This window comes from Bradyrhizobium sp. USDA 3364 (assembly GCF_054056355.1).
This window is the reverse complement of the sequence record NZ_JBSRYG010000002.1, coordinates 2,456,791-2,483,168: the sequence shown is the minus strand read 5'-3', so window position 1 is coordinate 2,483,168 and position 26,378 is coordinate 2,456,791. Positions and strand designations below refer to the sequence as shown.

General features: G+C 65.5%; 22 protein-coding genes and 1 pseudogene. 11 read left to right on the top strand and 12 right to left on the bottom strand.

The annotated features are described in order from the left end of the window. Positions 1-75 precede the first annotated feature (75 nt). Positions 76-2,451 (bottom strand): glucose/quinate/shikimate family membrane-bound PQQ-dependent dehydrogenase, encoded by a 2,376-nt coding sequence (locus tag ACVILL_RS11585; protein WP_456729160.1) that lies wholly within the window; start codon positions 2,449-2,451, stop codon positions 76-78. Positions 2,452-2,730: 279 nt separating this feature from the next. On the opposite strand from ACVILL_RS11585, the gene ACVILL_RS11580 reads away from it, so the two are divergent. Then, positions 2,731-3,480: a class I SAM-dependent methyltransferase gene (locus tag ACVILL_RS11580; protein WP_456729159.1), complete on the top strand. Its 750-nt coding sequence runs from the start codon at positions 2,731-2,733 to the stop codon at positions 3,478-3,480. On the opposite strand, the gene ACVILL_RS11575 is transcribed toward ACVILL_RS11580, so the two are convergent. Both ACVILL_RS11575 and ACVILL_RS11570 read right to left on the bottom strand, forming a co-directional pair. Beyond that, entirely contained in the window at positions 3,477-3,956 is a 480-nt protein-coding gene (locus tag ACVILL_RS11575) for an SRPBCC family protein (RefSeq protein WP_456729158.1), read from the bottom strand. The genes ACVILL_RS11580 and ACVILL_RS11575 overlap by 4 nt on opposite strands. Before the next feature lie 7 nt (positions 3,957-3,963). Next, positions 3,964-4,920 carry a LysR family transcriptional regulator gene (locus ACVILL_RS11570; protein ID WP_456729157.1) on the bottom strand — a complete coding sequence of 319 codons (957 nt, stop codon included), beginning with the start codon at positions 4,918-4,920 and terminating at the stop codon, positions 3,964-3,966. 100 nt (positions 4,921-5,020) lie between these two features. Between ACVILL_RS11570 and ACVILL_RS11565 the strand changes: the two genes are divergently transcribed. Together ACVILL_RS11565 and ACVILL_RS11560 are read left to right on the top strand one after the other, a co-directional pair. Continuing rightward, a complete protein-coding gene (locus ACVILL_RS11565) occupies positions 5,021-6,202 on the top strand; it encodes an MFS transporter (RefSeq protein ID WP_456729156.1) in 1,182 nt (393 codons plus the stop codon). 23 nt (positions 6,203-6,225) lie between these two features. Further along, positions 6,226-7,260 carry an aldo/keto reductase gene (locus tag ACVILL_RS11560; RefSeq protein ID WP_456729155.1) on the top strand — a complete coding sequence of 345 codons (1,035 nt, stop codon included), beginning with the start codon at positions 6,226-6,228 and terminating at the stop codon, positions 7,258-7,260. A 28-nt stretch (positions 7,261-7,288) separates the two neighbouring features. Here ACVILL_RS11560 and ACVILL_RS11555 read toward each other — a convergent pair whose 3' ends face one another. Beyond that, positions 7,289-8,191 carry a helix-turn-helix transcriptional regulator gene (locus ACVILL_RS11555; RefSeq protein ID WP_456729154.1) on the bottom strand — a complete coding sequence of 301 codons (903 nt, stop codon included), beginning with the start codon at positions 8,189-8,191 and terminating at the stop codon, positions 7,289-7,291. 308 nt (positions 8,192-8,499) lie between these two features. On the opposite strand from ACVILL_RS11555, the gene ACVILL_RS11550 reads away from it, so the two are divergent. The 3 genes from ACVILL_RS11550 to ACVILL_RS11540 all read left to right on the top strand — a co-directional run bounded on the left by ACVILL_RS11550 (position 8,500) and on the right by ACVILL_RS11540 (position 12,692). Beyond that, on the top strand, positions 8,500-10,140 hold the full coding sequence (locus ACVILL_RS11550) for a flavin-containing monooxygenase (protein WP_456729153.1): 1,641 nt from the start codon (positions 8,500-8,502) through the stop codon (positions 10,138-10,140). A gap of 141 nt (positions 10,141-10,281) precedes the next feature. Further along, positions 10,282-11,475: a serine hydrolase domain-containing protein gene (locus ACVILL_RS11545; RefSeq protein WP_456729152.1), complete on the top strand. Its 1,194-nt coding sequence runs from the start codon at positions 10,282-10,284 to the stop codon at positions 11,473-11,475. 68 nt (positions 11,476-11,543) lie between these two features. Further along, positions 11,544-12,692, top strand: coding sequence for a PLP-dependent cysteine synthase family protein (locus tag ACVILL_RS11540; protein ID WP_456729151.1), 1,149 nt, complete (start codon positions 11,544-11,546; stop codon positions 12,690-12,692). Positions 12,693-12,702: 10 nt separating this feature from the next. Here the strand turns inward: ACVILL_RS11540 and ACVILL_RS11535 are convergent, their stop codons facing one another. From ACVILL_RS11535 to ACVILL_RS11525, 3 genes are read right to left on the bottom strand one after another with little or no spacing between them, the layout of a single operon-like run. After that, a complete protein-coding gene (locus ACVILL_RS11535) occupies positions 12,703-13,836 on the bottom strand; it encodes a threonine synthase (RefSeq protein WP_456729150.1) in 1,134 nt (377 codons plus the stop codon). Positions 13,837-13,849: 13 nt separating this feature from the next. Continuing rightward, on the bottom strand, positions 13,850-14,506 hold the full coding sequence (locus tag ACVILL_RS11530; RefSeq protein ID WP_456729149.1) for an HAD-IA family hydrolase: 657 nt from the start codon (positions 14,504-14,506) through the stop codon (positions 13,850-13,852). 17 nt (positions 14,507-14,523) lie between these two features. Continuing rightward, positions 14,524-15,684, bottom strand: a complete 1,161-nt coding sequence (locus ACVILL_RS11525) for a DSD1 family PLP-dependent enzyme (protein WP_456729148.1) — start codon at positions 15,682-15,684, stop codon at positions 14,524-14,526. Positions 15,685-15,755: 71 nt separating this feature from the next. Between ACVILL_RS11525 and ACVILL_RS11520 the strand changes: the two genes are divergently transcribed. After that, positions 15,756-16,682 carry a LysR family transcriptional regulator gene (locus ACVILL_RS11520; protein WP_456729147.1) on the top strand — a complete coding sequence of 309 codons (927 nt, stop codon included), beginning with the start codon at positions 15,756-15,758 and terminating at the stop codon, positions 16,680-16,682. 16 nt (positions 16,683-16,698) lie between these two features. Here the strand turns inward: ACVILL_RS11520 and ACVILL_RS11515 are convergent, their stop codons facing one another. Then, positions 16,699-18,810 (bottom strand): acetoacetate--CoA ligase, encoded by a 2,112-nt coding sequence (locus ACVILL_RS11515; RefSeq protein WP_456729146.1) that lies wholly within the window; start codon positions 18,808-18,810, stop codon positions 16,699-16,701. A gap of 107 nt (positions 18,811-18,917) precedes the next feature. On the opposite strand from ACVILL_RS11515, the gene ACVILL_RS11510 reads away from it, so the two are divergent. Both ACVILL_RS11510 and ACVILL_RS11505 read left to right on the top strand, forming a co-directional pair. Continuing rightward, positions 18,918-19,919 carry a glycoside hydrolase family 3 N-terminal domain-containing protein gene (locus ACVILL_RS11510; protein ID WP_456729145.1) on the top strand — a complete coding sequence of 334 codons (1,002 nt, stop codon included), beginning with the start codon at positions 18,918-18,920 and terminating at the stop codon, positions 19,917-19,919. Positions 19,920-20,015: 96 nt separating this feature from the next. Beyond that, positions 20,016-20,198 carry a hypothetical protein gene (locus ACVILL_RS11505; RefSeq protein ID WP_456729144.1) on the top strand — a complete coding sequence of 61 codons (183 nt, stop codon included), beginning with the start codon at positions 20,016-20,018 and terminating at the stop codon, positions 20,196-20,198. Between the two features lie 94 nt (positions 20,199-20,292). On the opposite strand, the gene ACVILL_RS11500 is transcribed toward ACVILL_RS11505, so the two are convergent. Continuing rightward, positions 20,293-20,685, bottom strand: coding sequence for a hypothetical protein (locus tag ACVILL_RS11500; protein ID WP_456729143.1), 393 nt, complete (start codon positions 20,683-20,685; stop codon positions 20,293-20,295). Positions 20,686-21,302: 617 nt separating this feature from the next. Between ACVILL_RS11500 and ACVILL_RS11495 the strand changes: the two genes are divergently transcribed. Beyond that, positions 21,303-21,860 carry a helix-turn-helix domain-containing protein gene (locus ACVILL_RS11495; protein WP_456729142.1) on the top strand — a complete coding sequence of 186 codons (558 nt, stop codon included), beginning with the start codon at positions 21,303-21,305 and terminating at the stop codon, positions 21,858-21,860. A 149-nt stretch (positions 21,861-22,009) separates the two neighbouring features. Here ACVILL_RS11495 and ACVILL_RS11490 read toward each other — a convergent pair whose 3' ends face one another. From ACVILL_RS11490 to ACVILL_RS11480, 3 genes and pseudogenes are all read right to left on the bottom strand, one after another. Further along, entirely contained in the window at positions 22,010-22,249 is a 240-nt protein-coding gene (locus ACVILL_RS11490) for a hypothetical protein (RefSeq protein WP_456729141.1), read from the bottom strand. Positions 22,250-22,427: 178 nt separating this feature from the next. Further along, a pseudogene (locus ACVILL_RS11485) lies at positions 22,428-23,148 on the bottom strand (Crp/Fnr family transcriptional regulator). Between the two features lie 182 nt (positions 23,149-23,330). Then, positions 23,331-24,041: a Crp/Fnr family transcriptional regulator gene (locus ACVILL_RS11480; protein WP_456729140.1), complete on the bottom strand. Its 711-nt coding sequence runs from the start codon at positions 24,039-24,041 to the stop codon at positions 23,331-23,333. Positions 24,042-24,598: 557 nt separating this feature from the next. Here ACVILL_RS11480 and ACVILL_RS11475 point away from each other — a divergent pair. After that, complete coding sequence (locus ACVILL_RS11475; protein WP_456729139.1) at positions 24,599-26,122, top strand: flagellin N-terminal helical domain-containing protein; 1,524 nt, start codon at positions 24,599-24,601, stop codon at positions 26,120-26,122. The last annotated feature ends 256 nt before the right edge of the window (positions 26,123-26,378 follow it).

Below are 26,378 nucleotides of genomic sequence, written 5' to 3'. Positions count from 1 at the left end.
TGCGGCTGACCCCCATCCCGACCTTCCCCCTTTCCGGGGAAAGGAGAAGAGAGATCAGAGCTCCGATGAAGCGGCTCAGTCCTTCAATGCGTAGGCGATGACGTAGTCGCCGCGCTTGGTGCCGAACGAGCCGTGGCCGCCGGCCGCGGTGACGATGTACTGCTTGCCGCCAGCCTCGTAGCTCATCGGCGTCGATTGCGCGCCGGCGGGCAGGCGATCTTCCCAGAGCACCTTGCCGTCGCGCACGTCGTAGGCGCGGATCGTGTATTCATAGGTCCCGGTGTAGAACGCGACGCCGCCGGCGGTGGTGATCGGCCCGCCCAGCATCGGCACGCCCATCTTGAACGGAAGCGGCAGCGGCGTGGTGTCCCGGATGGTGCCGTTCGGATGCTGCCAGACGATCTTCATCGTCCTGAGATCGATCGCGGCCATCGAGCCCCAGGGCGGCCGGTAGCACGGCACGGAGATCGGCGAGAGGAAGCTCGAAATATCCACGCCGAACGGCGTGCCATACATCGGCTGCACCCCGACCTCGCTGCCGACCGGTTTCTCGGCGGTCGGCGCCGGAGGATTCTGCGGACCGCGCGGAATGAGTCTTGAGGCGAAGGGCAGCGACATCGGATTGGCGATCGCGATCTGCCGCACCGGATCGACCGCGGTGCCGCCCCATTCGAACATGCCGAGATTGCCCGGGAAGACCAGCGTGCCCTGCAACGACGGCGGCGTGAACGTGCCCTCGTAGCGCAAGCGATGGAACATGATCCGGCACAGCAGCTGGTCGAAGATCGTGCCGCCCCACATGTCGGCGCCGGTCAGCTTCGCCTCCGGGCGGAATGTCAGCTCGGAAAACGGCTGCGTCGGTGCGGTGCGGTCACCGGGAGCGGCGCCCTGCGGCACCGCACGTTCCGGCGCGGGCACGATCAACTCGCCGGTCCTGCGGTCGAGCACGAAGACGTTGCCGACCTTGGTCGGCTGGATGATCGCGGGGACGACGCCCTTGGCCGTCGTCAGATCGACCAGGCTCGGTTGCGAGGGAATGTCCATGTCCCAGAGATCATGATGCACGGTCTGGTACGACCAGGCGCGCTTGCCTGTGTTGACATCGAGCGCAACGATCGAGCTGGAATAGCGCTCGACCAGCGCATCGCGGTTGCCGCCCCAGATGTCGGGTCCGTTGTTGCCGGTCGGGATGTAGACCAGATTCAATTTCGGATCGAAGGAGGCCGTGATCCAGGAATTCGGCGAGCCGTTGGTGTAATGGCGCGTCGGCGAGGGCAGTGCGTTCTCGTCGGCCGCGGCGGAGTCCCAGGCCCAGACCAGTTTGCCGGTGTAGACGTCGAAGCCGCGGATCACGCCCGATGGCACCTCGACCGCGTAGTTGTCGATGACGGCGGCGGCAACAACCAGGATCTTGTCGCTGACGACAGGCGGTGACGTCGGCTCGAAGAAGCCGGCGGTCTTGATTCCCATCCCTTCTTGCAGGTCGAGGATGCCGTGATCGGCAAAGCGCTCGCACAGCTTGCCGCTGTCGGCATCGAGCGCGATCATGCGGCCGTCATTGACGGGCAGGAAGATCCGCCGCGGACATTCGGCAGGTGCCGGATTGCCGCTGGAGTCGACGGCGCCCTGCGCGGTCTCGTGATAGGAGACCCCGCGGCAGGTCATGTGCTGGAACGTCTTGTTGTGCACGAGCTTGGGGTCGTACCGCCAGCGCTCCGTGCCGGTCTTGGCGTCGAGCGCGAACAGCACCTGGTGCTGCGAGCAGAGATAGAGTGTGTCGCGCACCTTGATCGGGGTGACCTCGAAGGTCGTCTCACCGGAATCATCCGGCTTCTTCACGTCGCCGGTGCGGAAGGTCCAGGCGACCTTGAGGTTGGCGACATTGTCGGGCGTGATCTGCTTCAGGGGCGAATAGCGCTGTCCGAATTGCGTACGGCCATAGGCGCGCCAATCGCCATCCGGTTGCGGATCGTTCTCGCTCTGCTGCACGGCAGGCCCGGCCGCGGCAATCGTGCCATCGATGTCGTGATAGCTCGTCAGCAGCCCCGCCACGAGCACGCCTGCCGCCGCCACCACGGCGACCCAGAGCGGCGCCGTCGCGCGCGCGTAGGACACCGGCTCGTTTCGCGAGAGCCCGCGAACGATCACCGGCGTCAGCAGCCAGAGCGCCATCGGGAAGATGATGTCGCCGCGCGCCGCGAGCGGCCACCAGTCGAACCGCACCTCGTAGACGGCCCATGCCAGCGTGCCGACCAGCACGATGGCAAACAGCCATAGCGCGGAACGGCGTTGCGTCAGCAACAATGCAGCGGTGGCGAGGATGCCGACGCCAAGGATGATGTAGAAGATCGATCCGCCCAATGCGGCGAGCCAGATGCCGCCGCCCGCGAGGACCAGGCCGATCAAGCCGTAGACGATACCGGTGACGAAGATTGCCCTGGATCGCTGCATGGCCACTCCGGTGCGGAAGTGGCACTGGGCTCGTCCCGCGCAAGCGCAACAGACCGCGTCCGCTTTCGCCAAGCTTCGTCCAATAACCCGCAACTCGCAACCCGGAACCCGCGGCGTTGATGCAACATCTGCGTGCAAAGTTGTGGGGGCAAATGCTGCCGAAATAAAATTGCTTCAAAATGCGCGCGTTCAGCGAATTTTGAATCCAGGCGCTCTTCGGTCTGCGCGGCCGCTGCTCTATAGCATCCGGCACATGGCAGGACGCGCAGGAGCAGCAACATGACACTGAACCCTACGGCACTGAACTACCGCGTCGCGGTCGCCGCCTACGAGGCGGGGCGGCCCAGCTACCCCGCTGAGATCGTTGCCGCGCTGCCGCTTCAGACCGCGCATTGCGTCGTCGATCTCGGTGCCGGAACCGGCAAGTTCACCCGCCTGCTGCTACCGCATCTGTCCGAGACAGCTCGTCTGGTCGCCATCGAGCCCGTCGCCGAAATGTCGGCGAAGCTCGCGACCGAGGCCGGGATCGAGGTCATCAACACGCGCGCCGATGCGATCGGACTTGAGACCGGCAGCGTCGATCTCGTCACCTGCGCGCAGGCCTTTCACTGGTTCGACAATGAAGCGTCGGTTGCCGAGGTTGCCCGGCTGCTGCGTCCCGGTGGAACGTTTGCGCTGGTCTGGAATGTCAGGGATGACGGCACGCCGTGGGTCCATGCATTGTCGCGCATGATCGAGAAGTACGCCGGCGATACGCCCCGGCATCAATCGGGGCGGTGGCGCTGGATCCTGAATGATCCGCGCTTCGCGCTCGAGAAGGAGATCGTGCAGGACCATCCGCACCGGATGGCGCGGTCAGGGGTCTACGAACGCGTCGTGTCGACGAGCTACGTTGCGGCGCTTCCGGATGCCGAAAAGGCGCTCGTTCGCGACAGGACGGACGAGATTCTGCGCGAGGCCGGTCTCGGCGATGCCGCGGAGGTGGTGTTCCCCTACGTCACCCGTCTCTATCTGCTGAAGCGGGTCTAGGCCGCCGCTTCGACGGCCCGCTTCAGGCGCGGTAGCGTCATGCGCCAGTAGAACGCGACATGCCTGGCGCCGGACTCGGCGCCGATTTCCCATCCGTCGCCGCGGCGGACCGGCGACGGCGGCACCTGCTGGGTGACGGTCAGTATCGTCTCGCCGCCGTCAGCCGCGAGCGTCATCGTGATTGTCGCATAGGATTGCGGAACATCCGGCAGGCCGGAGACCCGCGACCAATAGGAATATTCGAGCCGCATTGGCGGTTCGACGCGGAGGACGCGCCCCTTGTCGCGATAGCGCTTCGCGCCGATCTCCGCCTCGATCGCGATCGGCGCCCCGACCCGCCAATCCGTCTTGAAGTGGGCATTGCGCCACGTCTCACCCGCATTGGGATCGATGATCGCGTCCCACACATGCTCCGGCTCCGCGGCGATGCGGATCGTTTCCGTGACAGACTGCAGGGCAGAGGGGGCGTCCTTCATCGCATGCTCACTTGCCGCCGACGATCTTCCATTTTCCATCCGCACCACGGCGCAGCGCCGGATCGCCGATCCGGATGTGCTGTGCGAGAAAATCGATGAAGGCACGCACCCGCGCCGGCAGCGGGCCGGCATGGCCGACATAGACCGCGTGGATGTCCTCGCGATCGCCGGGATTGAGATTCTGGAGCACCGGCACGAGGCGCCCGGCCTCGATGTCGGGACCGATGTGAAACAGCGCCAGCCGTGCGACACCGACGCCACCGAGAGCCAGCTGGCGTGCGGTCTCGCCGTCGCTGGCGCGGGCGACCGGCGGCGGCAGCGTCTCCTCGATCTTCTCGGCGCGGCGGAACGGCCAGCCGCGGATGCTGCGCGGAAAGGTCCAGCCGATGCCGCGGTGAGACGTGAGGTCGGCAGGGGTCTTCGGAATGCCGCAGCGCGCGAGATAGGAGGGGGCAGCGACCACCGCCATGCGGCTGGTGCCGAGCTTGCGCGCGATCAGCCGCGAGGCGCCGAGCGGGCCGGCGCGGATCGCGACGTCGGCGCGCGCCTGCATCAGATCGACCAGCGTGTCGGTCAGTACCACGTCGAGCGTGATGTCGGGATGCTCGCGCATGAAGCGCGGCAGCAGTGGCATCACATGCAGCATGCCGAACGGGATGTTGCTGTTCACGGTGAGATGGCCGCGCGGCACGCAGGAGGCGGCCTCGCGTTCGGCCTCGTCGATGTCGGCGAGGATGCGCTGGGCGCGTTGGTAGAAGGCCTGGCCTTCTTCGGTGAGCTGCAGCTTGCGCGTGGTGCGGTTGACCAGCCGGGTGCCGAGCCGCGTCTCGAGCCGGGAGACCAGCTTGCTGACGCCCGACGGCGTCTGGCGCAGGCTGTTCGCGGCGGCCGTGAAGCCGCCGAGATCGACCACGCGAACGAACACGTCCATTTCTCCGGAGCGGTTGGTGTCAGTTCGGGCCATCTTGAATTCAAGTCATAAATGATTGGATTGGCGTCATTCTAATCCTTATTGCTCCGGACCGCTATGTCGCATGCGGAATCCTCACCCTCCGGAGCGACATATGCCTCTCGCAGTCCTTGCCTTGACCGCCGGTGCCTTTGGCATCGGCACCACCGAATTCCTCATCATGGGGCTGTTGCTGCAGGTTGCCGCCGACATGCAGGTCTCGGTATCCGCGGCCGGTCTCCTGATCTCCGGTTATGCGCTCGGCGTGTTCGTCGGCGCACCGATCCTGACGCTCGGGACGCGGCGGATGCCGCGCAAGGCGGTGCTGCTGGCGCTGATGGCGATCTTCACGCTCGGCAATGCCGCCTGCGCGCTGGCGCCTAACTACGAGCTCCTGATGGCGGCGCGCATCCTCACCTCGCTGGCGCACGGTACCTTCTTCGGCGTCGGCTCGGTGGTAGCGACCAGCCTCGTTCCGGAGGACAAGAAGGCGTCGGCGATCGCCACGATGTTCATCGGCCTCACGGTCGCGACCCTGCTCGGCGTGCCCTTCGGCGCCTGGTTCGGCCTGATGCTCGGCTGGCGCGCGGCGTTCTGGGCGGTGGCTGTCATCGGCGTGATTGCCTTCATCGTGCTGGCCGTGCTGGTGCCCGGCCATGTCGGAGCCAACGACAAGCCCGCGCCGCTGCGCGACGAACTCGCCGTGCTCGGCCGCCCGCAGGTCCTGCTCGGGCTGGCGATGACCGTGTTCGGCTTCGGCGGGCTGTTTGCGGTGTTCACCTATGTGCAGCCGATCCTGACGCGGCTGACCGGATTCTCCGACGCGGCGGTGTCGCCGATCCTGCTGGTGTTCGGCGCCGGCCTTGCGATCGGCAACGTCGCCGGCGGGCGGCTCGCCGACAAGGGGCTTGCGCGGGCGCTGCTGGTGTCGCTCGGCGGTCTCGCCGCCGTCCTCGTCGCGCTGGCCGCGGTCGTCTCGATCAAGGCACTGGCGGTCGCGCTGCTGTTCGTGCTCGGCATCGCCGCGTTCGCGACGGTCGCGCCGCTGCAGCTTCGCGTGCTCGAAGCCGCCGGCGTCGAAGGGCGGACGCTGGCCTCCAGCCTGAACATCGCGGCCTTCAATCTCGGCAACGCGCTCGGCGCCTGGGCCGGCGGCGTGACCATCGATCGCGGCCTCGGCCTCGGCGCGCTGCCGGTGGTCGCGGCCGTCATCACCGCGATCGGGCTGCTGCTCGCGCTGTGGAGCCTGCGCCTCGATCGACCGGTCGTGCTGGCGGCGCAGTGCCCGGCGGAATGAACGGCATCACAGGGAGTATGACCATGGAATACCGCAATCTCGGAACGTCCGGCCTGAAGGTCCCGGTGCTCAGCTTCGGCACCGGCACCTTCGGCGGCCAGGGACCGTTGTTCTCCGCCTGGGGTCGCAGCGACGCCAGCGAAGCGCGGCGGTTGATGGACATCTGCCTCGAGGCCGGCGTCAATTTGTTCGACACCGCCGATGTCTATTCGAATGGCGCGTCGGAGGAGATCCTCGGCGCCGCGATCAAGGGCCGCCGCGACAAGGTGCTGATCTCGACCAAGACCGGTCCGCCGATGGGCGATGGTCCGCTCGATGCAGGCAGCTCGCGCTATCGTCTCGTCGCGTCGGTCGATGCCGCGCTGCGCCGGCTCGGCACCGACTACATCGACCTCTTGCAGCTTCATGCCTTCGACGCCTTCACGCCGGTCGATGAGGTGCTGTCGACCCTCGATGCGCTGGTGCGCGCCGGCAAGCTGCGCTACGTCGGCGCCTCGAATTTCTCCGGCTGGCATCTGATGAAATCGCTTGCCATCGCCGAGCGGCATGGCTGGCCGCGCTACGTGGCGCACCAGGTCTATTACTCGCTGATCGGCCGCGACTATGAATCCGAGCTGATGCCGCTCGCGCTCGACCAGGGCGTCGGCGCGCTGGTCTGGAGCCCGCTCGGCTGGGGCCGCCTCACCGGCAAGATCAGGCGCGGGCAGAAGCTGCCGGCCAACAGCCGCCTGCATGAGACCGCGCAGTTCGGGCCGGCGGTCGACGAGGGCAAGCTTTACGCGATCGTCGATGCGCTGGACGCCGTGGCCGCCGAGACCGGTCGCACGGTGCCCCAGATCGCGATTGCGTGGCTGCTCACGCGTCCGAGCGTGTCATCCGTCATCATCGGTGCGCGCGACGAGGCACAGCTGCGCGACAATCTCGGCGCGGTCGGCTGGTCGCTCTCGCCTGACCAGATCGCGCGCCTCGACAAGGCAAGCGCAATGATGCCGGCCTATCCGTACTATCCCTACCGGATCCAGCAAGGCTTTGCCCGGCTCAATCCGCCGCCGGTGTAGGGCGATCGCTAGCTGCGCACGGCCAAGCTCACGCCTCGAGCTTCGTCTCGCAGACCTGCCGGCGGTACTCCGCCGGCGTGACGTTCATGTGCTGCCGGAAGACGCGGTTGAGATGGCTCTGGTCGGCGAAGCCTGCTAGCAGCGCGATCTCCTTCAGCGCCACGCGATCCCTGCGCAGATGCCGGCATGCGTGCTCGACCTTGCGCCGCAGGACGTAGGTATGCGGCCGCATGCCGTAGTGGACGCGGAACTTGCGGGCGAACTGCACCGGCGTGCAGTTGCAGATGTTCGCCAGCTCCTCCAGCGTGATGTTGCGGAAGATGTTCTGCTCGACATAGTCCTCGATCAGGCGCGCATGCGCCGGGCGAAAGCGTCCTTGCGCGCAGGGCATCCTGAATTCGATCGCGGCGTATTTGCGCAGGATGTGCACGCTCGCCTGCAATGCCAGCGCGTCGTAGCAGAGGCGTCCGCCCGGGCCGCCTGCAGCGACCTCCTGAACCATCTGGTCATTGATCCAGGTCAGCATCGGGTCTTCGACCCTCAGCAGGTCGTGAAGCTCGACCGACTCGGCGTCGCGGTCGAAGGCATCGCTCGCGGTCTTCGTCATCAGGGCAGGAGAGATGTAAAAATGGGTGACCTCGATGTCGTTCTTCCAGCGCCAGCTTGACGGCTCTGCGCGCGTCAGAAGCGACGTGACGCCGCGACCGACGTGATCCTGCTTCCACGCGCTGCCGACACGGCGGTTCATCGACGTCACGCCGTCGCGATAGAGCACGAGGAGGAAGTTCTCCGATGGCGGGACCCAGATGTCTGACGGCGCATAGCGGAAGATCCGCAGCCGGAAATCGTTGCGGCCGACCGGCAAACTGTCCAGCTTCAACTCGCCGGGAGCGTAGCGCGGCAGTTCCTCGACCGTGATCAACTGGCCCATCGCGCGAGCCTCCTCCCTGGAATCCACAGGCGGTTGACCGCTTCTTCTTGTCTTTTGGCCGGACGGCTGAGCGCAGAATAGGCCGCTCTCGCCGTTTGCCAAGGAGACCAATGGCCGACCGGCGGTCGTGCCGCGTTCCAGAGATTGTCGGTTTCATCCAAGCCCCGGACGCCCCAGGAGCCATAGCCTCCTGGGTGTTCCGGCAGCCCCGTCCATGCCGCCTGGGCCCAATTTGGCGCAACGCACCGTCATCCGGCGACACCGCGGGTGGGAAAGGGCGTGCGAGAGATCACACACAGGAGGAAATCATGACCGCGACCGCAACCAGGTCCAATGGCGGCAACGGCACGCACGCGACATCCAAATTCGACGCCGTGGTGATCGGCGCCGGGGTCGCCGGCCTCTATCAATTGTTCCGTCTGCGCGAGCAGGGCTTGAACGTCAGGGCTATTGACGCAGGGTCAAGCGTCGGCGGCACCTGGTACTGGAACCGCTACCCCGGCGCGCGCTTCGATTCCGAAGGCCACACCTATCAGTATTTGTTCTCCGAGGAGCTCTACAAAGGCTGGAGCTGGAGCGAACGGTTTCCGGGGCAGCCGGAAATCGAGCGCTGGCTGAATTACGTGGCCGACCACCTCGATCTCAAGAAGGACATTCAGTTCGGCACCACGGTGAAGAGCGCCCATTTCGACGAGGCGACGCAACGCTGGCTGGTGACGACCGACCAGGGCGATGTGATCGACACCCAGTTCCTGGTCACCTGCTGCGGCATGCTGTCGGCGCCGCACGTGTCCTTCCCGGGGCAGGAGACGTTCAAGGGCAAGCTGTTCCATACCGCACGCTGGCCGAAAGGGCCGATCGAGCTCGCCGGCAAGCGCGTCGGCGTGGTCGGCAACGGCGCCACCGGAATCCAGGTGATCCAGTCGATCGCCGGCGAGGTCGGCCATCTCAAGGTCTTCATCCGCACCCCGCAATACATCATCCCGATGAAGAACCCGAAATGGGATGCCTCGGATGCCGAGGCCTACAAGTCGAAGTTCAAATTCCTGACCGAGCGGCTGCCGAGGACCTTCACCGGCTTCGAGTTCGACTTCGAGCACGCCTGGGCCGATCTGTCGCCGTCACAGCGCCGCCAGGTGATCGAGGATTGCTGGAACCACGGATCCCTCAAATTGTGGGTGTCGTCCTTCGCCGAGCTGTTCTTCGACGAAGCCGTCAACGCCGAGATCACCGAATTCGTGCGCGAGAAGATGCGCGAGCGGATCAAGGACCCGAAGCTGTGCGAACAGCTAATTCCGTCCGATTACGGCTTCGGCACCCATCGGGTGCCGCTGGAAAGCAATTTCCTCGAGGCCTTCCATCGGCCCAATGTCGAGATCGTCGGCGTCAAGAACAATCCGATTGCCCACATCACGCCCGAAGGCATCCAGACCGCCGACGGTACGCTGCACGAATTCGACGTCATCATCCTGGCGACCGGGTTCGACGCGGGTACCGGCGCATTGACGCGGATCGACATCCGCGGCCGCGACGGGCGTTCGCTGAAGGAGGACTGGGGCCGGGATATCCACACCACCATGGGCCTGCAGGTTCACGGCTACCCGAACCTGTTCACGACGGCCGTGCCGCTCGCGCCTTCGGCCGCGCTCTGCAACATGACCACCTGCCTGCAGCAGCAGGTCGAGTGGATCGACGATTGCATCAGGTACATGCGCGGCAACAACCTGAACGTCATCGAGCCGTCCAGGGACGTCGAGGATCAGTGGGTGGCGCATCACGATGAGACCGCCAACGCAACGCTGATCGCGAAGACCAACTCCTGGTACCTCGGCTCGAATGTCGAGGGCAAGCCGCGCCGGGTGCTGTCCTATTGCGGCGGTGTCGGCACCTACCGCCAGAAATGCGACGAGGTCGCCGCGAGCGGCTATCGCGGATTTGCGATGCAGTAACCGGATCGCAATTGGACTTCGTAGCCCGGATGGAGCGAAGCGTAATCCGGGACCAGTGACATCGGCTGCACCAACCCCGGATTTCGCTTCGCTCCATCCGGGCTACGCAGGTCAACATCACAAGAATATTGGAGGAAGACAATGAGCACGAACTTCAGTGCGGCGGCAGATGCGATTCTCGACGGCGTCGTGACCTCAAACCCGCGCGTCCCCGGCGTCGTTGCGATGGTCACCGACCGGCATCGCAACATCTATGAAGGCGCCGCCGGCAAGCGCCGGCTCGACCAGCCGGCCGACATGACGGCCGACAGCGTGTTCGCCATCTTCTCGACCACCAAGGCGATCACCGGCACCGCCGTTCTGCAACTCGTCGAGGAGGGCAAACTCGATCTCGACGCACCTGCCAAAAACTACGCGCCCGACATCGGCAAGCTCCAGGTGATCGAGGGCTTTGACGACAAGGGCGAGCCGGTGTTGCGCGCACCGAAGCGCGACATCACGACCCGCATGCTGATGGTGCATAGCGCGGGCCTGAGCTACGACTTCATCAACCACACCTACAACCGGCTCGCGCAGGAGAAGGGGCAGCCGAGCGTCATCACGGCGTCCAAGGCGGCGCTGATGACCCCGCTGCTGTTCGATCCGGGCGAGCGGTGGGAGTACGGCACCAACATGGACTGGTGCGGCCAGATCGTCGAGGCGATCACCGGAAAGCGGCTCGGGGAAGTCTTCAAGGCGCGGATCTTCGAACCGCTCGGCATTCGGGACACGACGTTCGAGCTCACCGACGCGATGCGCCGCAAGCTCGCGGGGATCCACGCCCGCAACGCCGACGGCTCGCTGACGCCGATGGATTTCGAGCTGCCGGCCAATCCGGAGATCCACATGGGCGGCCACGGGCTCTACGGGACGATCGGCGACTACATGCGCTTCATCCGCATGTGGCTGAATGACGGCGCCGGCGAGCACGGACGCGTCCTCAAGGCCGAGACCGTGCGGATGGCCGAGAAGAACCATCTCGGCAACAACAAGGTCACCGCGATCACCGGCGTGATCACGTCTCTGGCCAACGACGCCGAATTCTTCCCCGGCCAGTCGAAATCCTGGGCGCTGAGCTTCATGATCAATGACGAGCAGGCGCCGACCGGCCGTCCTGCCGGCGCGCTCGGCTGGGCCGGTCTTGCCAATTTGTTCTACTGGATCGACCGGCAGAACGGTTTTGGCGGATACTGGGCGACGCAGATCCTCCCGTTCGGCGACCCGACATCGTTCGTCGGGTACATCAACTTCGAGACAGCGTTCTACGAATCCCTGCGACTGCGCAAGGCGGGCTAGCCTGACGGGGGTCGAGTGATCCTCGTGTTCGTCTCGCCGTTCGAGGTGAACTATGGTTAGATGTCGCGATGTCGAACGAGCACATGTCGTCGCGCCAGAATCCTCCAGCCGGGCCGCGCTATCGGCGCGGCTGGGTCGATGACGCCGTCTCCGCGATCGAGGCGGATCAGTGCCGGACCGCGGATACGCATCTGATGCGGCTGATCGTGCCGGCGCTGTCCGGCATCGATATCTATCTGAAGGACGAATCGACGCATCCGACCGGCAGTCTGAAGCATCGCCTGGCGCGGTCGCTGTTCCTTTATGCGCTGTGCAACGGACACATCCGCGAAGGTACCGCCGTGGTCGAGGCGTCGTCGGGCTCGACCGCGGTTTCCGAGGCGTATTTCGCGCAGATGATCGGTGTGCCGTTCTATGCGGTGATGCCGCGGACCACGTCGGCCGAGAAGATCGCCGCGATCGAGCACTATGGCGGCAATTGCCATCTGATCGACGACGGCCGCGCGCTCTATGCCGAGGCCGCCGCGCTGGCCGCGCGTCTCGGCGGCCATTACATGGACCAGTTCACCTTCGCCGAGCGCGCCACCGATTGGCGCGGCAACAACAACATCGCCGAATCGATCTTCACCCAGCTCAAGGGCGAGCAGCGCCCGATGCCGGAATGGATCGTGATGGGCGCCGGCACCGGCGGCACCTCGGCGACCATCGGGCGCTATCTGCGCTATCGCCAGTTTCCGACTCGGCTGTGCGTCGCCGATGTCGAGCATTCCGCGTTCTTCGACTGCTTCCGCACCCAGGACCGTTCCCATGTCTGCGAGCGGCCGTCGCTGATCGAGGGCGTCGGCCGTCCGCGCTGCGAGCCGTCGTTCGTGCCCGGCGTGGTCGACCGCATGATGAAGATCCCGGATGCCGCGTCGATCGCGGCGATGAACGTGCTGTCGCGCCGGCTGCGGCGGCCGGTCGGCGGCTCGACCGGCACCAATTTCCTCGCACTGTGCCGCCTGGCGTCGGAGATGCGCGACGCGGGCGTAAGCGGATCGCTGGTCACGTTGATCTGCGATTCCGGCGAGCGCTACCGCCAGACCTACTACGATCCGGCGTGGCTCGCAGCGCGCGGGCTCGATCCGGCTCCCAATGAAGCGGAGCTGGACGCGTTCCTTGCGGGCGCCCAGCCGCTCGCATTCGCGGTCGAGGATGTCGTGAACCCGCGCGCCTGATGCGGTCCCGTCAGCCCTTGCCCAGCAGCTCCGTGATCAGTCCAGCCGCCTTGATGCCGGTGCCGCTGATGATGACGACGGTGCGCTCCGCCGGCCGGATTGCACCGCGCGCCTTCAAGACGTCGAGTGCGGCGGCGGCGGAAGCCGAGGTCGGCTCGACGAACAGGCCGGTCAGCGCCAGCCGCTTCAACGCGGCGACGATGCCGTCCTCGGGAATCGCGACCGTGCCGCCGCCGCTCTCCTTCAGCGCCGCGATCATCTGCTTCAGCCGCAGCGGATGCTTGATCGCGGTCCCCTCGGCGATGGTCTTGCGGACGGCGCGATCGACCGGCGTGTCGACGCCGGCGGCAAAGCTCGCGTCGACCGGCGAGCAGTTGAGCGGCTGCGCCGCGAACAGGCGCGGCAGCCGCGCGATCTGCCCGGCCGCGAGCAGCTCCTTGAAGCCGATATAGCAGCCGAGCAGGCTGCTGCCGGCGCCGACCGGCATGATGACATTGTCTGGCGCGGTGAAGCCGAAGTCTTCCCAGATCTCGTAAGCGAGCGACTTGGTGCCTTGCAGGAAGAACGGCTGCCAGTTGTGGCTGGAGTAGAAGATCTGCGGTGACTGACGGATCGCTTCGGCCTCGGATTCCTCGCGTGGGCCTTCGACCAGCTGCACCTCGGCGCCGAAGGCGTGCATTTGCGCCACCTTCATCGGCGACGTCGTGGCCGGTGCCAAAATCCTGACCCGCATGCCGCCCGCCGCGCCATAGGCCGAGACCGACGCGCCGCCATTGCCGGAACTGTCCTCCAGCACGGCGTCGATGCCGAGCTGGCGCAGGAACGACAGCATCACCGTGGTGCCGCGATCCTTGAAGCTCGCGGTCGGATTGAACCATTCGAGCTTGAAGTGCGGCCGCAGGTCGTCCCACGCCTTCTCGACCGCGGGCGTGCAGCCTTCGCCCATCGTGATCGGCTGCCTGATCTCGACCGGCAGCGCCGCGCGGTAGCGCCACAGCGACCGCGTGCCGCGCTCGATCTCGTCGCGGGAGATGCCGGCCAGCGGCGTGACGAGCAGCGGCTTGCCCTCGTCGGAGCACCAGCGCGGCACATCCAGCGGGTAGAGCTTTCCGTTGAGCGGGTCGATGTAACTGGGTGACGGCATCTCAGTTCAGTCCTCAGGGGGCGCGTTGGCCGGGCATGTCGCGACCGAGCACGAAATCAGGCAAGGTCGCAAGGGTGTCGCGAACCATGATCGGGGCGGGCGCCCCTTCCGGCAGGTTCATTGCGGCCCGATTATGCCACCAAGTCGGCAAGTGCACACGCGCCGTGCCGAACAAATCATAGGCCGATCCCGCGACGAACAGGCATCGATCGGCGGGGACCGGCAGTTCGTCGAGCGCGAGCTGATAGGGTTGCGGCTGCGGCTTGTAGTAGCCCGCGCGCTCGGCCGTCACGAACACCGTGAGAGGAACTTCAAGGCGGTCGGCTGCGATGCGGCCGAGCCGTTCCGAGCAATTCGTCACGACGCCGAGCGCGACGCCGGATTCGTGCAGTGCTCGCAGCACATCGCGAGCCTCGGGCCAAGGCTCGAGCTCCGCATAGCGTTCGCCAAGCTCCGCGGCCCGTTCGGACGGCAGCCCGACATTGCGCGCGGCCTCAGCCACCAGATCCTCATAGGGCTGGTAGCGTCCGGTGGCATAGGTGATCTTGAGATATTCGGCGCGCCAGCGAAGCCCGGCTTCATCGGAGCGCGCGACCTTGTTCCAGAGCGTCCAGCTGTCGAGCAGCGCGGTCAACAGATCGAACAGAACGACGTCATAGGCTCGCCTCATGGGCTGCGCTCCGCTTGCTACCATCCGCGAAACCGCTCCCATTGCCTGACCGTCTCGGAGCCGGCTGAGACCACATGATAGCGGTCGTGCTGGGCGCCGGTGGCGCAGGCGTGGTTCGGCAGGATCCGCACCTTCGTGCCGACCGGCAGCGTCGCCTGTGGTGCTGCGCTGCCGGGACGCAGCGCAATGATGCCGTGCTCCTGATTGGTTTCGGACACGATCAGGTCGCCATAGGGCCGTCCATCGATGTCGCAGACGATGCCGTAGCCCTGATCGACCGGCTGCTTCGCGGTGCCGCGATCGCGCGACAGCGCCATCCAGCCCGCGTCGATGAAGGTCCAGCCGCGATCGGCGCGATGGCCGATCACCGTCGCGAGGACCGACAGCGCAATATCCTCGATGGCGCAGACGCCGATCCCGGCCATCACCAGATCGAACATCACGAAGACGCCGGCACGCACCTCGGTGACGCCATCGAGCCGGCGCGCGAAATGCGCCGTCGGCGTCGAGCCGACGCTGACCACGGGGCAGGGCAGTCCGGCCGAACGCAACGCTTCGGCGCAGGCGACCGCGCCGGCGCGCTCCTGCTCGGCCGCTTGCTCCAGCGCGGCCACGCTGCGGCAGGAATAGGATTCCCCGGCATGCGCCATGACGCCGCGCAATTCGGCACCGCCTTGATGCAGCGCGCGGCCGATCTCGACCAGCCGCGGGTCGCTGGCGCCGACGCCGGCGCGATGTCCATCGCAATCGATCTCGATCAGCACCGGGATGCGGTCGTTGGTCGCGCGCGCCATCGCGGCGACGGCGGTGGCCTGCTCGAGACTGTCCAGCACCACCGACAGGTCCACGCCTTGCCGCCGCAGCGCGGCCACGCGCGCGAGCTTTTGCGGTGCGATGCCGACGGCATAGAGGATGTCTTTCACGCCCGCCGCGGCAAAGACCTCGGCCTCCTGCAAGGTCGAGACCGCGGCCGGACCGGCCGGACCGTCCATCACGGCGCGCGCCGCCGGAATTGATTTCGCGGTCTTCAGATGCGGACGCAGCGGCACGCCAAGTTGCGACAGCCGCGTCTTCAATCGGTCGATGTTGTGCAGCATCCGGTCTTCGTCGAGGACGAGGCAGGGTGTCTCGATCCCGGCGAGCGGGTGCGGTGCGTTCAGGACGGGGGCTGATGACATGCAGCGAGACTAGCCGTTTCTGCGCTAAGTGCAATTTACCGAATGTCATTCCTATATTAAGCCTGGGCTTAATGATCTCGAGCGATGACATCCGCTTCTTTCTGGCCATTGCTGCGGCCCGGTCGCTCGCGGCCGCGGCGCGGGCACTCGACGTGACGCCGTCGGCGGTCTCGCAGCGGCTGCAGACCCTCGAGCAGCGCCTGGGTGTCCAGCTGGTCAGCCGTTCGGCCCGGCGGCTGACGCTGACCGACGAGGGCGAACTGCTGGTGCTGCGTGGCGGCGCGCTGCTCGACGAGGCGACGGAGTTGACCGAGGCGTTGCAGGCGCGTCGCGGGACCATTGCGGGGCATCTGAAGGTTCTCGCGCCGCTCGGCTTCGGGCGTCGCTACATCGCGCCAGCCGTCGCCGCCTTCCGATCCCGCCACGCCGACGTGTCGGTCGAGCTCGAACTGTCCGATCGGCCGGGGCGTGCCGCCGCAGAGGCGTGGGACGTCATGATCCACATCGGCACGTTGAAGGATTCCACGCTGCGTCTGCAGCGTCTTGCCCCGAACGAACGTTATCTGTGCGCCTCGCCGGCCTATCTGAAGCGCTGGGGAATGCCGGCGAACCCGCAGGATTTACGCTCGCATCAGTGCATCGCGCTGCGCGAGAACGAAGAGGATGTGACGCTCTGGCGGTTCTCCCGCAAACGTGCCGCGTCGGAACCCGATGTCATCAGGATCGAGCCGATGCTGTCGAGCAATGACGGCGAGGTCGTGAAGGCCTGGGCGCTGGCGGATCACGGGCTGATCGTCAGGTCGGAGTGGGATGTCGCCGAGGATCTCGCCGCCGGCCGGCTGGTGCGCGTCCTGGCGAACTTCCGCCTGCCGCCGGCCGACATCGTCGCGCTGCTCAACCCGGGCCGCCGCGGCCGGGCCAGACGCACGCAGGCATTCGTGGAGCACCTGCGCGCCGCGCTTGCGCCGCCGCCATGGCGCGGCAAGCCGCCGCGCTAGCAGCCGGCGCGAGTGCTCATGCCGCGCCGGCCTGCTTGCTCAGATAGCTCCTGGCGAAGTCGAGATACCAGTCGAGGCAGCCGGGATTGGCCATCGCATCGCGGTTGATGACTTTCTCGACGGGATGGCCGAGCAGCAGCTTCTTGACCGGCAGCTCCTGCTTCTTGCCGGACAGCGTGCGCGGAATTTCCGCCACCACGAAGATGTCGTTGGGCAGGAAGCGGCGCGACAGGCCGGCTTCGACCGCCTTGTTGATCTTCGCCTGCATCGCGGTGTCGAAGGCGACGCCCTCGCGCAGCACCACGAACAGCGGCATGTAGCTGTCTCGGCCGAGATATTCGAGGTCGACCACCATCGAATCCAGCACCTCCGGCAGCGCCTCGATCGCCGAATAGAGCTCGCTGGTGCCCATCCGCAATCCGTGGCGGTTGATGGTGGCGTCGCTGCGGCCGAAGATCACGCAGGAGCCGTCGGGGTCGATCTTCAACCAGTCGCCGTGCCGCCAGACGGGGCCGCGGCCGCTGCCGTCGAAATTGTCGGGATAGGTCTCGAAATAGCTCGACAGATAGCGCGCATTGCCGGGATCGTTCCAGAACCGCAGCGGCATGGAGGGCAGCGGCTCGGCGCAGACGAGCTCGCCGACCTCGTCGATCACCGCGCGGCCCTGCTCGTCGAACGCCTCCACCGCGCAGCCGAGCAGGCGGCATTGCATGACGCCCGGCGTCTGCGGCAATTCGCGATTGCCCCCGATGAAGGCGCCGGCGAAATCGGTGCCGCCGGAAATATTGGCCCACCACATGTCGGCCTGCGCGGCATTGCCGTTCGTCTTCGACAGCGCGGCGAAGCGCTCGTTGAACCAGGCCTGCGTATCGGCTGAGAGCGGCGAGCCGGTCGAGCCGAGCGCGCGCAAGCCCGAGAGGTCGCCGACGGCAGCGAGATCGATCTCCGCCTTGGTGCAGCTGGCGAAGAACGCCGCGCCGGCGCCGAAGAAGGTCGCTTTGGCGTCGGCGACGAAGCGCCACAGTGTGGTCCAGTCCGGCTTGTCCTTGGTGCCGCCGGGGCTGCCGTCGAAGATGCAGCAGGTGGTGCCGTTGAGCAGGCCGTTGGCCTGACAATTCCACATGATCCAGCCGGTCGAGGAGTACCAGTGGAAGCGTTCGCCGAACGAGTTGGGCTGATAGCTGCAACCGATGTCGTTGTGCAGCGTCGAGAGCGGCAGCGCCACGACGATGATGCCGCCATGGCTGTGCAGGATCGGCTTCGGCAATCCCGTGGTGCCCGAGGAATAGACGATCCAGAGCGGATGATCGAACGGCAGCCATTCCGGCTCGAAGGCGTCGATCTCGGCGCTCCGGCCCGCGAGGATCGACGACAGTCGGGTCTCTGACGGTGCGGCGTCGCTGTGCAGGATGACGTGCTGCACCGTCGGCAGCGCGCGGCGCAGCTCCTCGATCACGCCCTGCCGGTCATGGCGCTTGCCGGCATAGGTCACGGCGTCGCAGGCGATCAGCACCTTCGGCTCGATCTGCTTGAAGCGGTCGATCACCGCGGGCGCCGCCATGTCGGGCGCGCAGACGCTCCAGACCGCACCCAGGCTCGCGGTGGCGAGAAACGCGATGATGGTCTCCGGGATGTTCGGCAGATAGGCGGCGACCCGGTCGCCCGCGCGCACGCCCTTGGTCTTCAGATGCCGCGCCAGCGCCGCCGACTGGCGCTGCAATTCGGGCCAGCTCGTCTCCGAGAGCTTGCCGTCCTCGCCGCTCGCAATCAGCGCCGGCAGGCCGGCGGCATGCGCCGGGGCGACATGACGGAACACCTGGCGCGCATAATTCACCGACGCGCCGGGAAACCACACCGCGCCCGGCATCTTGCGTTTCGCGAGCACTGCCGAATGCGGCGTCGGCGAGCGCAGACCGAAGTAATCCCAGACGCTCTGCCAGAAGGCATCGATATCGGTGACCGACCAGCGCCGCATCGCCTCGAAATCCGCAAACTCCAGGCCGCGGGTCTCCTTCAGCCAGTCGCGGTAAAGGGCCATTTGCGGGACGTAAGGTGCGGTCATGAGCGGTTTCCAAAAATTCTTGTGTCGTGGCAGGCGCGATCGCGGCGTGCCGGCGTGTCTTAACATGGGGATGCGAGCACGGGGAACGCGGCGTGCGTCATATTCTTACCGCCGCGGCAGCGTGCTACTCCGTGTGCGGGGCTGATTCCATGCGCATCCGATAGCGAGCGGCCATGTCCGTCGGCGAACTCTTCATCCTCGGCTTCCACGGCAAGGTCGTTCCGTCCTGGCTTAAGGAATTTGCCGCGCAATTCGGGCTCGGCGGGGTGATCCTGTTCGATTACTCGTGCCAGACCCGGCAATACGACAACAACATCACCTCGCCGGCGCAGGTGCAGTCGCTCTGCGCCGGGATCGCGGCGCTGCCGTCGCAGCCGCTGGTCTTCATCGACCAGGAAGGCGGTCTCGTGCGCCGGCTCAAGGATGGCCTCGGTTTTCAGCCGCTGCCGAGCGCCAAGGATTTCAACCGGCTCACGGTCACGGAAAAGCAGACGATCCTGGCCGCGAGCTATGGCGAGCTGCGCCGGCTCGGCATCCGCTACAATTTCGCGCCGGTCATCGACGTCGACTACAATTCCGACAATCCCAATATCGGCAGGATCAAGCGGTCCTATTCGTCCGATCTCGGCGAGGTCGAGGCCAATGCGCGTCTGGTCGACGCCGCGGCGCGGTTGGCCGGCGTTGGCCTCTGCCTGAAGCATTTTCCGGGCATCGGCGGTGCGCGCGTCGATTCACATCTGGAATTCATGGATATCTCCGACGCGCTGCGGCCCGAGCAGGAAGAATTGTTCTACACGCTGGCGCCGCAGACCTATGGCGATGCCGTGCTGGTCAGCCACGCCATTGTCCGGCAGTGGGACGCGCAGCATCCGATGACGCTGTCGCCGGCCGGGATCGGCCGGCTTCGCGGCCGCCTGCCCGAGACACTGCTGATCACCGACGACATGCAGATGCAGGGGCTGCAGAAGGCGCTCGGCACCAGCGCGGCCAGCCTGCAGGGGATCGCCGCCGGCATGGACATGATCTGCATCGGCAACAATTTGTTCGACCAGGAGCAGGAGATGGCCGGAATCGCCGCGGCGGTCGCGCGTGCGGTGCAGGACGGGGCGCTGGATCAGGCCGCGGTGCAGCGCTCGATTGCGCGGGTGCAAAGGCGCAAGGCGCTGCTCGCCTGAATCGCGTTGAACCAAATTCTGCGCCGAGAGACCACAAGGAGCGGAACCAAACTCATTACCGCGATTTAACAATGACGCTCATCGGGGCTAACAACCATGAAGATGCTCAAGCGTCTCTTCCGATTCACCTGGTTGCGCCGCGTCGCACGCAACTCAGCCGATTTCCCGCCTGCCTCCATCGATCCCGACGAATTCAGCCGCCTGCTTTGCAGCGGGCGCCGCCAGGATTTGCGGATTCTGGCAAAACGGTTGAGCCAGCGCACGCGGGCGCACGCATAGGCGGTTGATCGGGTCCGATCGCGAGCCGGTTCGCGCCAGAACCGGCAAGCCCGGCGTGCGGCCCGCGCTTCAACCCGGCTCCCGACAGGATCGGCTACTGCTTTGCCTTTTCGTGATTGCCTATTCCGACCTCCTTGTAGTCATAGGTCGGGTAGAATTCGGTGTGATAGGCGCCCCAGGCACTGTTCTCGATGACGCGGTTGACCTCGCGCAGCCGCGACGCCGGGAGCCGCAGGGTCACCACCTGGCCGACCCCCATCATCACGTACCAGCTGACGACTTCGACACCTTCGGGCGGAAACGCCTTGTAGAAGCCCTGCCGCTCGAGCTGCGCATTGAGTTCGCCGAGCGGGCGCGACTGGTCATGCTTGAAGAAGATCGTGACCATGATCGCGTTGTCTTGTGTCGGCGCTGCATTGGTGGTCGGCGTGGTCTGGGCCTGCGCGCCGGCGCCGACCAACAGTACCGCGGCGAGCGCCGCCATCATCACCCGGGATCCGTTCCGCCCTCGCTTCATTGTCCGCACCCTTTTTGTTGGTCGGGAGGCGGCGATCATCGCGGCGCGTGCCGGGGCTGTAAATTGACATTCGCCTGACCCCTGCGCCCGCGCGGCAGTGTGAACCGTCTCATACAAACGTGGCCCAACGTGCGGTAAGCCGAGCCGATCCCATGCCTAGAGGGATGATCGATGACGACCCGGCGAATGGCGTATTGGTGGCTCAGGTTCGTTCTTTCGGGGCGGTTCCTGGAGAAATTCCTTCGCCTCCGGCGCTCTTGATGGTTCAAGGGACGTTCAAGGGACGTTCAAGACGCGACGCGCCGCGCGCTTGGCAAGCCGGAACCGGTAAATATCCACCTGAGGGACCGTCGGGGATGAAGCAGCCCGCCGTCCCGTAAGAATACTGTAATTCGACTCAAATAAGCGAGATTCGTTGCCAAATCAGCGGTAATCTGCGCCTGCTTGGCAGGCCGGGGCCCGAGGTCACAGTTGCGTCACCCGTAGTTTTACGGAGTCTCGTGTTAACGCGGCCACAAGTTCACCTTTGGTAAACCATACTTATGACGCAACATGACAATCGAGCCGAGGCGCGCCTCCCGACATGGATGGGTGGAACCGCGACGCTCGAGACCCAGCCACCTGAGCTTCAGGACGCCGTCGCCCCGCAGGTGAGCGCGGATGCCGGCGCGACAATCGTGCGCCAGTTCAATGGGCCGGTGACGGCGCTGCTTCTCTATATGAACGAGCTCAAACAGCACAGTCAGCAGTTCGCGCACGCGCCCGGCAACGGCGTCTATCTGCGGCAGGTGATCGAGAACGCGCTCGAGCAGACCGAGCGGGTGTCCGCGATGCTCAAGCAGATTTCCGATCTCTATCCGAATGCCGTCCCGGCCGCCGATCTCAAGCCGCCGGGCGAGGAGAAGGCGGCGGGCTCCCGATCGCCTGAGGTGATGTTCGCGCCGGAGGCCGGCCGCAAGCCGTTGACCAAGCGCGAGCGTGAGGTGCTCAGCCTGATCAGCGACGGCTATTCCAACAAGCAGGGCGCGCTCCGGATGAACATCAGCCCGCGCACGTTCGAGAGCCATCGCGCCGAGGCCATGCGCAAGCTGGGCGCGCGCAACACCGCCGATCTCGTCCGCAAGGCCTTGCTGCACTCCGCCTGAGCGGCGAACACGGTTCGCGCTAGAGCATGATCCGGAAAAGTGGAAACCGGTTTTCCGAAAAGATCATGCTCCAACAAAGAGATGAGATCGTGATGCGTTTCCGTGGAAACGCATTACGATCTAGAACCCGGTTCGTCAGAACCCGGCTCTCAGAAATCGTCTTCCGCAGCGAAGCACAAGCGCGGCGCGAGCCGCGCGGCCGTCTTCGGCTCGTCCGGAACGATCGTGACCACCCATGCCGCGGTCGCGCCCGACCTGCTTTCGACGATCGCGCGCACCCGTCCCGTGACGGTCGTGCCGGCCGACCGGACCGTGGCGCTCCGCCCGTTGAACTGGGCCATGCGGAAGCGCCGGGCTTCCTTCCGGTCGGTCGTCTGGTACGTGAACATCGGCTCCCCCATGCGTCCACGCAAATGTGAGGATTTAGCGTTATCCGACGGTGAAAATCGCACGCCGTAGAAGTACGGCTCGGGGCATGATCCCGAAAAGGGCAAAGCCGGTTATCCCTCGCGACAAACGCGGAGCGCTTGCGCGGAGATCATGCTCAAACAAGAAATCCAGAGACGGTCAGCCGCCGACTTCCTGGCAACTCAGCAGCCCCGCATACTGCGCCTTCACCGTGGCGTAGCATTCGCACGCGGTCTTGATCAGTCCGTCCGCGTTGGTGATCTCGATGTGTCCGCGGCTGTAGTGGATGAAATTGGCCTGTTGCAGGGTATGCGCGACCAGCGACACGCTGTTGCGGCGCGCGCCGATCATCTGCGCCATCGCCTCCTGCGTCAGGACGATCTTGTTTGCTGCCGGACAGATCGCGCGTGTGCAGCAGGCATCGCGCCAGCCGCGACTCCACGGTGTGCGCGGCGTTGCAGCCGGCGGTCTGCTGGATCTGGGCGTAAACGGCAAGCCCATGCCGGATCAGCCGCGCGCGAAGCGTCGGGCTCTGCCCGGCCGCCGCGCGCAACGGCTCGAGTTCGACCGTCGAGGCGAGGCCGGGCACCAGCACCGTGGCGTTGTTCGAGACCGGCCCTTCGACCAGCGGGGCAAAGGCGCCATAGATGCTGTCGCGGCCGACCATCGCGACCTGCACGCACTGGCCTCTTGCCAGCTTGACCACCAGCGAGATCACGCCCTTGTGTGGCATGTATGTCCGCTTGAGCATCTCGTCGGTCTCGATCAGGACCGAATCGGCGGCGAGGTCGATCGTCCGCAGATGTGGCCGGATCAGCTCAAAATCGCTCGCCGACAGCGAGGACAGGAACCCGTTGGGTGATCGCGGAACCGGATCCAAAGCAACCTCCTGCCTACCGGCAAAGTTTGTCTCTGGGCATCAGGGCTGACGCGTGCAGCTGGACGTCATTGCAACTTATTCTGGCACATCCTGGTTCCAATGGAAACACGTCTTGGTTCCAATATGAATAGGCGTATCGCCGCAAACATCCTGTTATCCGCCGCTGGAGCAGGTCGCGCCGATCAATCTTCCGGCCCGATCAATTGTTCGGCGTGCGCCTTGACCGTCGCATAGCATTCACATGCCGCCTTGCGCAGGCCGTCGATATCGGTGATTTCGATATGGCCGCGGCTGTAACGCAGGATGCCGGCCTGCTGAAACCCGTGTGCGACGATCGAAACCGCATTGCGCCGGACGCCGATCATCTGCGCCAGCATCTCCTGAGTCAGCGGCAAGGCCTCGCTGCCGCACAAATCGCGCGCGCGCAGCAGCCACCGTGACAGCCGTGCCTCCACCGGATGCGACACGTTGCAGGCGACGGATTGCTGTGTCTGCGCCATCAGCGCCTGCTCATAGAGCGCAACCAGGGTCCGGAAATCCGCGCTGCGATTCGCGGCCTCGCGGAAATCCTCCGCCCGCAGCATCGAAGCCGTGCCCGGCACCACGACGATCGCGTCGGCAAGCAGCGGCCGCTCATGCAGGGCGGCGGATCCACCCACGACGCCGTCTCGACCGATGGTTGCAATCTCGACAGATTGCCCGTCGGACAGGTTGACCATCATCGAGACCACGCCGCCGTGCGGGAAATAGACCCGCTGCACCGGTGCACCGGCGTCGGCGAGCGCCGTTTCCTTGGTCAGCTCGACGGTTTCCAGAAGGGGATGAAGTTGCGCGTACTCCGGGGAGGGAAGTGCTTGCAACAGACGATTGGGCGGACGCGATACCGCAGACATTGAAACTCCTGCCGAGGGCGGGAGCACTACGGTCTCGCATCACCTACTCTTGGCGTGTGGACTGCGAACATAGCTTGCCTGTCCAATAGCACAAGGGTTGTAGTGCGAACCTTATACCCTCTAGGGGGCAGACGGTCGGCATCGCATCGGCCTGCGCGGCGATCGGAATCGATTCGAGCGGCAAGCATCGAAGGCAACAAGGTTGCGACATTGTCTCGCATTTGTTGATTTCCATTAACTCTGACGCGTGCCTGACCGTGCGCCGTCGCGATCGTCGTTCCGGACTTCGGAAGCTCCCGGTCGGCAATGTCAGCATGTCGCAAGTTCCGCAAATGCGTGGACAAATTCGCCGCCGCGACATTGATCCGGCGGCGGATGCGCGCTGCTGCGTCGCGCGTTTGCGCCGTCCGCCGTAGCATTACCGGCAAAGCCGTTCTGGGTATTTGTACGGAGCAGCCCTTTAACGAACGGGTAGCGCGGACGGACCAGTGTGGCAGCGGTCGCCGTGCGAAATTTACGGCGTCGCGTCAATCGTGTTCATCCAGAAGGGTATCAGTATGTCCGGCATCGTCCTCTCGGCATCGGTCCGTCAAAATCTGCTTTCGCTGCAGTCGACGGCCGACCTGCTCGCCACCACGCAGAACCGCTTGTCCACCGGCAAGAAGGTCAACACTGCTCTCGACAATCCGACCAACTTCTTCACGGCGCAGTCGCTCGACAACCGCGCCAGCGACATCAACAACCTGCTGGACGGCATCGGCAACGGCGTGCAGGTGCTGCAGGCCGCCAACACCGGCATCACCTCGCTGCAGAAGCTCGTCGACAGCGCCAAGTCGGTCGCCAACCAGGCCCTGCAGGCCGCAGTCGGCTATTCCGCGAAGTCGTCGGTCACGACCGCCGTGATCCCCGGCGCGACTGCCGACAACCTGCTCGGCACCGCGACCCCGACCAATGCAACCCTCACCAGCACCGCCGCCTATACCGGCATCGACCTCACCGCGGCCGGCGCGAACCTGACGTTCCAGATCAACAGCCAGACTGTGACCTTGAACTCGGGCACGAACTACTCCGCCACCCAGGTTCGCGACGCCATCAATACGCAGGTCGGCGCCAGCGCCAAGGTCGCCGCCTCGATCGACGGCACCGGCAAGCTGGTCCTGACCAGCACCAACACCGCCGGCGCCGCGGACTCGCTCACGGTCGGTACGTTCAGCTCGGGCGACGCGACACAGCTCGGCCTCCCGGCCGGTGCGACGGCGACCGCAAACGGCACGGCCGGCGCGAGCCCGCTGGACACCCTCACGCTGACCATCGGCGCGACCGGCAACGGCACTGCGACCAACATCACCTTCGGCACCGGTGCCGGCAAGGTGAAGTCTCTCAACGACCTGAACGCCGCGCTCGCGGCCAACAACCTGCAGGCCTCGCTCAGTGCGGCCGGTGCGCTCACCATCAGCACCACCAACGATGCTGCGTCCGCGACCATCGGCACGATCGGCGGCACGGCGGCCGGCGCCGGCAAGCTGTTCAACGGCCTCGCGGGCAGCGCTCCGGTGCAGGACCCGACTGCGCTGGCGAACCGCGCCAACCTGGTCAACCAGTACAACAACATCCTGGACCAGATCACCACGACCGCCCAGGACGCGTCGTACAACGGCATCAACCTGCTCAACGGCGATCAGCTCAAGCTGACCTTCAACGAGACGGGCTCCTCGACGCTGAAGATCCAGGGCGTGACCTTCGACGCCACCGGCCTCAACCTGACCAAGCTGACCGCCGGCACGGACTTCGTGGACAACGCTTCGGCCAACGCCACGCTGAAGACGCTGAACAGCGCGAGCGGCCTGCTGCGCACCCAGGCTTCGACCCTCGGTTCGAACCTGTCGATCGTGCAGATCCGCCAGGACTTCTCGAAGAACCTGATCAACGTGCTGCAGACCGGCTCGTCCAACCTGACGCTGGCCGACACCAACGAGGAAGCGGCCAACAGCCAGGCGCTGTCGACCCGCCAGTCGATCGCGGTGTCCGCGCTGGCACTGGCCAACCAGTCGCAGCAGAGCGTGCTGCAGCTGCTCCGCTAAGCGTAGCCACGACAGACATCGACTATCGAGGCGGGCGAAGGAAACTCCGCCGCCTTTTCTTTGGCTGCGCTTAGCCATCCCGCTGGGTTCAACCAATGAGCGATCGCGTTCTGATGCAGGCGATCGGCATGGGGTAAATGTTTCGCGGGACTTAGCGGTCCGCGATTCCATTTAGTTCAAATTGCGATGACCGGTGGAACGGCCTCTTTCCCGTCCGGGTGGTAAGAGCCTGTCCTCGTGCGATCGGCCGTGATGG